The following is a 266-nucleotide window of genomic DNA, read 5'->3' as shown; positions in this document are numbered from 1 at the left end:
AAGGCTGAGAGGATGGGGTGGGCTATGATTCAGCAGCGAATCGACATGGTTTGGGCGCGAGAGTATCCAAATCAGTCTCCCGAGACCCCATCCAAACCATCTGTTCACAGCGCGACGAGTGCGGTCCGCGTTCCTAAGTTCATGCAGAGAACCGTACCTCCGGCGAACATTGAAACATTTTCAATTCTACTGATCCATTATACCCGGAGAAGTGATGACGACATGGTTAAATATCTGATCAAATGCCTGGGCGATGCTCGAATTCG

1 protein-coding gene is annotated in these 266 nt (G+C 50.4%); it reads left to right on the top strand.

Translation table 11 applies throughout. The features are described from left to right. Positions 1-24: 24 nt before the first annotated feature. A partial coding sequence (locus L9G74_RS20865) for a hypothetical protein (protein ID WP_238898671.1) occupies positions 25-266 on the top strand: 242 nt, incomplete at its 3' end.

The organism is Shewanella electrica (genome assembly GCF_022321485.1).
GTDB classification, from domain to species: domain Bacteria; phylum Pseudomonadota; class Gammaproteobacteria; order Enterobacterales; family Shewanellaceae; genus Shewanella; species Shewanella electrica.
The sequence above is the reverse complement of the archived record's forward strand: the minus strand, read 5'-3'. Positions and strand labels throughout refer to the sequence as shown.